The 4114-nt window shown below is 75.4% G+C and carries 3 protein-coding genes; all 3 read left to right on the forward strand.

From position 1 onward, the window contains the following. Positions 1–117: 117 nt before the first annotated feature. Positions 118–1932: an AMP-binding protein gene (locus tag AAHZ94_RS29565; protein WP_349996756.1), complete on the forward strand. Its 1815-nt coding sequence runs from the start codon at positions 118–120 to the stop codon at positions 1930–1932. 41 nt (positions 1933–1973) lie between these two features. After that, positions 1974–2231, forward strand: coding sequence for a phosphopantetheine-binding protein (locus AAHZ94_RS29570; RefSeq protein ID WP_349996754.1), 258 nt, complete (start codon positions 1974–1976; stop codon positions 2229–2231). Further along, a partial coding sequence (locus AAHZ94_RS29575) for a condensation domain-containing protein (protein WP_349996755.1) occupies positions 2218–4114 on the forward strand: 1897 nt, incomplete at its 3' end. The genes AAHZ94_RS29570 and AAHZ94_RS29575, both read left to right, overlap by 14 nt.

The following is a 4114-nucleotide window of genomic DNA, read 5'->3' on the forward strand; positions in this document are numbered from 1 at the left end:
CCCCCCCCCCCCCCCCCCCCCCCCCCCCCCCGCCGCCCCCCCCCCCCCCCCCCCCCCCCCCCCCCCCCCCCCCCCACGGGACCGAATGCGGAGGCGCAGGACATGGCCGAATCCACGATGACGCGTACGGCGGACGGCAGGCTCCACCACGCGAACCTGCACACCCTCGACGAGACGGTGCGCTTCCACGCCGAGCGGCAGCCGGACGTGGCGGCCGTGCTGTGCGAGGGCCGAGTCCTGACCTATGGCGAACTCCACCGCGAGAGCAGCCGCATCGCGCACGCCATCGAGGCCGCGGGGCTGCGGCCCGGCGCGCGCGTGGCCTACCTCGGCAAGGAGTCCGAGCACTACTACGCGATCCTCTTCGGCTGCGCCAAGAGCCAGACCGTGCTGGTGCCCATCAACTGGCGCCTGACCGCGCCCGAGGTCAGCCACATCCTGCGCGACTCCGGCAGCGAACTGCTCTTCCTTGAGCAGGAGTTCGCGCCGATCATCGACCGGGTCCCGGAGGCGGCGCCCGCCCCCTTGGTCCGGCTCGGCGCCGGCGCCGCAACCGCGGGCCCCCCCCCCCCCCCCCCCCCCCCCCCCCCCCCCCCCCCCACCCGGCCCCCCCCGGCCCGCTACGGGTGGTCCTTTGCGCTGGTTGGCGCGCCCATCTTCCCCGGGGGCCGGGGGGGGGCGCGGCCCCCGTGGGCCGGGCGGGGCGCGGGCGCCGCAACCGCGGCCCCCGCAGCCCCGAACGCCCCCGCAGCCCCGGCCGCCGACGGACCGACCACAGCCGCCGTCGACTTCGCCGCCTGGTACGCCGCGCACCCGGACACCGCCCCGCAGCGGCAGGCCGACCCGGACACGCCCGTCGCCCAGATCTACACCAGCGGCACCACCGGACTGCCCAAGGGCGTCGTCCTGGCCCACCGCAGCTTCTTCGCCATCCGCGACGCGCTCGCCTCGCAGGGCCTGGACTGGATCGACTGGCGCGCCGGCGACATCGCGCTCATCGGCATCCCCGGCTTCCACGTCGGCGGCCTGTGGTGGGCGACCCAGAACTTCAACGCCGGCGTCACCGTCGTCGCGCTGCGCGCCTTCGCCGCCCGCGACGCCAACGCCCTCATCAGGGAACTCGGCGTCACCACCGCCTGCGTGGTGCCCGCGATGCTGCGCATGATGCTCGCCGAACCGGGCGTCACCCCCGAGGACTTCCGCACCCTGCGTAAGATCGTCTACGGCGGCTCGCCGATCTCCGAGGCGCTCCTCGAACAGAGCCTGGCGCTCTTCGGCTGCGAGTTCGCCCAGATCTACGGGCTGACCGAGACCGGCAACACGGCCGTCTGCCTGCCGCCGGCCGACCACGTGCCGGGCCACCCGCGGATGAAGGCCGCCGGCCACCCGTACCCGGGCGTGGGCGCCAAGGTCATCGACGCCGCCGGCAACGAACTGCCCACCGGCGAGGTCGGCGAGGTGTGCCTGGCCACCCCGGCGCGCATGGTCGAGTACTGGGGGCTGCCCGACAAGACCCGCGAGACGCTGGTCGGCGAGTGGATCCACACCGGCGACGCCGGCTACCTGGATGCCGACGGCTACGTCTTCATCAGCGACCGGATCAAGGACGCGGTCATCGTCGCCGGCGAGAACGTCTACCCGGCCGAGATCGAGGGCGCCCTCGAAGCCCACCCCGGCGTCGCCGAAGCCTGCGTGGTCGGCGCGCCCGACGAGCGCTGGGGCGAGACCATCCACGCCTTCGTCGTCGCCGCCAAGGACCACCAGCCCACTCCCAGGGACCTGCACCGCTTCCTGGTGGACCGGCTGGCCAGCTTCAAGCTCCCGGCCAAGTACGAGTTCATCGACCACGTGCCGCGCAACCCCAGCGGCAAGATCCTCCGCCGCGAACTGCGCGACCGCTTCTGGAAGGACGCGGACCGCAAGGTCAACTGACCGCCGTCGCCGCCCCGCCCCGCTACCCGAGAGAGATCGAGATGCCTGAGCCCCTGACGCTGGCGACCTTCCGCGCCGACCTCGCGGAGGTGCTGCACCAGCAGCCGGACGAAGTAGACCTCAGCGAAAACCCCCTGTACGCGGGCCTGGACTCGCTGCGCATCGTCACCCTCGCCGAGCGCTGGCGCGCCGGGGGCGCCGAGGTGAGCTTCGTGGAGCTCGCCGAGCGCACCTCGTTCGCCGCCTGGTGGGACCTGCTCGCGGCACGCCTGTCGGAGGCCGAACATGTCGAAGCCTGACGGCACCGCCCTGCCCGACGCGCCGGGCGCCCAGGAGAGCGGGGCGGCCACGGCCGGGCACCCGCTGCTCATCGCCCAGGAGGGCATCTGGACCGGGCAGCAACTCGACGTCGACAGCCCGGCGTACAACACCGCCGAGTACGTATGCATCGCCGGCGCCGTCGACCCGGACGTCTTCGTGGCCGCGCTGCGCCAGGTGGTCGCCGAGACCGAGGCGCTGACCGTGCGCTTCGCCGTCGTCGACGGCCGGCCCCGGCAACTGGACGTGCCCGACCTCGACTGGCAGCCGTACGTGGCCGACCTGACCTGCGAGGCCGCGCCGCGCGCCGCCGCGCTGGCCTGGATGGCACGGGACATGGCCCGCCCGGTCGACCTGGAGCGCGAACCGGTCTTCGGGCACGCCCTGTTCCAGGTCGCCGGCGACGAGTACTGGTGGTACCACCGGGTCCACCACATCGCGCTCGACGGCTTCGGCTTCTCGCTGGTCGCCCGCCGGGTCGCCGAGGTGTACACCGCCCTCGCCGCCGGCCGCCCGACCGGCGAGAGCGGCTTCGGCACGCTCCAGTCGGTGCGCGAGGAAGAGGCCGCCTACCAGGGCTCGCCGCGGCGCGCCAAGGACGGCGCGTACTGGACCGAGCGGTACGCCGACCGGCCCCCGGTGCCCAGCCTCAGCAGCCACACCGCGCTGCCCGCCCGGCACTTCCTGCGCCAGGTCACCGATCTGCCGCAGGCCGAGGTCGCCACGTTGCGCGCGGTCGCGGGCCAGCTCTCGGTCACCTGGTCCGATGTGCTGCTCGCGCTCACCGCCCGCCTCATCCACCAGGTCAGCGGCGCCGCCGAGGCCGTCCTGAGCGTGCCCGTGATGGGCCGGCTCGGCTCGGTCTCGCTGCGCGTGCCGGCCATGGTGCGCAACGTGCTGCCACTGCGGGTGCCGATGGCCGCCGGCGACAGCCTCGCCGACCTCGCCCCGCGGGTCGCCGCCGAACTGCGCGCCGGCCTGCCGCACCAGCGCTTCCGGTACGAGCACCTGCGGCGCGACCTCAAGCTGATCGGCGGCAAGCGCCGGCTGTCGGGCCCGGGCGTGAACATCATGCCCTTCGAGTACGACCTGCGCTTCGCCGGCCACGCCAGCACCGTGCACAACGTGTCCGCAGGCCCCGTGGACGACCTGTCGGTCAACGTCTACGACCGGGCCGAGGGCGCCGGGCTGCGGTTCGCCTTCGACGCCAACCCCGAGGTGTACGCCGCGGGCGACCTGGTGGAGCACCAGCGGGCGCTGCTCGCCCTGCTGCGCGCGGCGCTCGCCGAGCCGCACCGCCCGTTCGACGAACTGGTGGGCCCCGCGGCCACGTCCCCCACGACTCAGCTCCCCACGACCACGCTCCCCGCGCAGCGCACCCCGGCGGACGCCGCCCGGGAGCCGGCCCCTGCCGCCGCCGCCCGGAAGGCGGCGCCCGCCGACTGGCCCGTCGTCGCCGGCGGGCCGCTGCACGGCGACGACCGCCCGGTGCTCGACCAGATCGCCGAGCGGGCCGCCACCCACGGCACCGCGACCGCCGTCGAACACGGCGACCGCAGCCTGAGCTACGTCGAACTCCTCGCAGCGGCCCGGCAGGTCGCCGACCGGCTCACCGCCCGCGGCCTCGGCCCCGGCTCGCTCGTCGCGCTCGCCGTGCCCCGCGGCATCGAGGCCGTCACCGCCATCCTCGGCACGCTGTACGCGGGCGCCGCGTACTGCCCGATCGACCCCGGCGCGCCCGCGGCCCGTACCACCGCGCTGCTCGCCGCGTCCGGGGCCGCCGCCGTGCTCACCCTGGCGCGTTTTCACATCTCCGAGCCCCCCAGGCGGGCGGCGGGGGGGGGGGGGGGGGGGGGGGGGGGGG

Origin of the sequence: Streptomyces sp. HSW2009 (assembly GCF_040240285.1) — a bacterium.
In the GTDB taxonomy this organism is placed as follows: Bacteria; Actinomycetota; Actinomycetes; order Streptomycetales; family Streptomycetaceae; genus Streptomyces.